Here is a 2,405-nt window from a genome sequence, read left to right on the forward strand (position 1 = left end):
TAGTTTATATTTACCAGTGTAAGAAATGTGGAAAAGAGAAGTTGAAATGTAAAAACAATAATGAAATAAATAATGAATTTTTAGATATATAGCAAAAAGTAACCATGATGGTTACTTTTTTTGCTTATGTATGCAATATCAAAACCATTACTAAAGTATGAGTTGAGTTGATACTATAGTAAATCGCTGAATAAAAATGAAGAGAGTAAGATATAGGGAAGGAGGATGAGAGAAATGAAGCGAAAAGAAATTAGTAAATCTGTAATTATTACAGGCGTGACACAAGGGTTAGGACGTGCGATGGTTGATCGATTTCATGAATTAGGGTGGAACATATATGGTTGTGGACGTTCAAAAAATAAAATTGAAGAACTAAAAAAACAGTACAGTAAAATACATGATTTCCAAGTAATTGATGTTTCAGATTCTCAGCAAGTTAACGATTGGGCAAATTATATACTTAATAGACATATGGCTCCCGATCTGATAATAAATAATGCATCGATTGTAAATCAAAATGCACAACTTTGGAAAATTACGGCTCAAGAATTCGAAAATGTAATGAATGTAAACGTGAATGGTGTAGTAAATGTAATAAGAGCGTTTGTTCCCGCAATGGTAGCTAGGAAAGAAGGAATTATCATTAATATGAGTTCTAGTTGGGGGAGAGAAGGTGAAGCTGAGCTTGCGCCATATTGTGCCTCGAAATTTGCAATTGAAGGTATCACTAAATCTATGGCCCTGGAATTACCCCATGGCATGGCTGTAGTTGCTTTAGATCCTGGAGGGAGTATTAGTACTCCAATGCTGAAGTCATGTGCGCCACAATATATAAATGAATCGCCTACACCTGAAACTTGGTCACATAAAGCGATTGAATATATATTGAATATAACAATAGATAAAAATGGAGATTCATTGACATGCCCAGCATGCGTATAAAAAGCACCTTTAAGGTGCTTTTTATATTAGTAGCACATTATATCATTCACAAAATTACATCTGAAAAATAAAATAAAAGATTAAGGGTGAGATTTGTTTGTTTTGAAAGCTTTAGAAAATATTTGAATAGGTGATAAAAATGAATCCAAGCAGTTTAAAAGTGACAGGGGCATGGTTTCAAGTAGGGGGGAATCTTACAGCTGCTATTGGAACGACAAGAGGATTTATTGGAGAAGAGAAAGTTGAATCGGAACTTGTTATTGTAGGGAGCTCATTACAAGCCCTCGGGTATATATTACAAATCATTGCGAGCAATTATGATGATGGGGAAGAAAAAAGAGAGAATCAAAGTAAATTACTTGATCAAATAGGAATTGAGTTATTAGCATTAGGAAATATATCGAATGTAATAGGAATATATTTTAATATAAATGAACAATTGAAAGAAAATGATTATCTTATCATTACAGGGAACAGTTTACAATCGGTTGGTGCTTTTTTAGGAGTAGAAGCAGCTTTGGTGGATATAAATGTATTACAGAAAATTATTATACTGGGTAACTCCATGCAAAGTTTAGGAGCTGGATTACAAGCGTATCAAGGTGTTTTAAATGTATTGAAAGATGAGAAAGAAAATAAAGATAGTCTTTTTGATAAGAAGGATGAGAGAATCATTGCACTCATTGGTATTTGGATACAAGCGATAGGAACGTTAATTTCCGCAATTGGAATAACTGCAATAGAGGAAGAAAATAGGCTAGAAAACAATGAAAAGTCTGAAATACTTATATAAATAGAAGGAGATACATTGATTTTAGAGGCAGGTTAAGATTAAAATGGTAGTAGGTTTTTTTGCGTATATTTTGAAAAGTGATATATAAAATACAAAATAAGGAGTTTTCAAGGGATGATGTATTTATTAGCAATTTTTCTTCCACCTGTTGCTGTATTATTTTGTGGAAAACCAATTCAGGCAATCATAAATTTCATATTAACATTAATATTTTGGGTTCCAGGAGTTATACACGCAATTCTTGTAGTGCATGATAAAAAAGCTGATCGGCGTTTGAAAAAACAAATTCAAGCATATGATGAAATTAATAAGAGAAATCGAAGATAATTCATCTGCCAAATGTTTTTAAAAGAAAGGAGGATTAACCTCCTTTCTTTTTTAGTGGGTGTTAAGTTTAAATTTTTGTGTGGCGGAAAGAATTTTTAATGTAAGTATTATGATAATAACTTTTAGATTGTGCATGTAATAGGCCAGTATAAATGCTTTCTGGTACATTAAAGAAATCATACATACCATGCTTTAATTGGATTCGCAAAATCATAGAAAAAGGATTATAACCAACAGCAACTATATTTTTTGAGGTAACCGGAGATAGCTTCATTATTATGCAACTCCTTATTTTTCATTTTTAATAATTCTTTGTAGGTAACGGTATTGTGGTGTTGAAATC

At 31.9% G+C, this 2,405-nt stretch carries 5 protein-coding genes; 4 read left to right on the top strand and 1 reads right to left on the bottom strand.

The features are described from left to right. From GBN78_RS29415 to GBN78_RS29430, 4 genes are all read left to right on the top strand, one after another. Positions 1 to 92 (top strand): catabolite protein activator (locus GBN78_RS29415; protein WP_152128018.1); only part of this gene is annotated, 92 nt, incomplete at its 5' end. A 142-nt stretch (positions 93 to 234) separates the two neighbouring features. Continuing rightward, complete coding sequence (locus GBN78_RS29420) at positions 235 to 942, top strand: SDR family oxidoreductase (protein ID WP_000823068.1); 708 nt, start codon at positions 235 to 237, stop codon at positions 940 to 942. Between the two features lie 139 nt (positions 943 to 1,081). After that, a complete protein-coding gene (locus GBN78_RS29425; protein WP_001070044.1) occupies positions 1,082 to 1,735 on the top strand; it encodes a DUF6944 family repetitive protein in 654 nt (217 codons plus the stop codon). Between the two features lie 114 nt (positions 1,736 to 1,849). After that, entirely contained in the window at positions 1,850 to 2,062 is a 213-nt protein-coding gene (locus GBN78_RS29430; RefSeq protein WP_000990219.1) for a YqaE/Pmp3 family membrane protein, read from the top strand. A gap of 67 nt (positions 2,063 to 2,129) precedes the next feature. Here the strand turns inward: GBN78_RS29430 and GBN78_RS29435 are convergent, their stop codons facing one another. Continuing rightward, entirely contained in the window at positions 2,130 to 2,336 is a 207-nt protein-coding gene (locus GBN78_RS29435) for a KTSC domain-containing protein (RefSeq protein WP_000777843.1), read from the bottom strand. Positions 2,337 to 2,405: the final 69 nt, after the last annotated feature.

Source organism: Bacillus sp. B2-WWTP-C-10-Post-4, assembly GCF_009183805.1.
GTDB lineage: Bacteria > Bacillota > Bacilli > Bacillales > Bacillaceae_G > Bacillus_A > Bacillus_A cereus.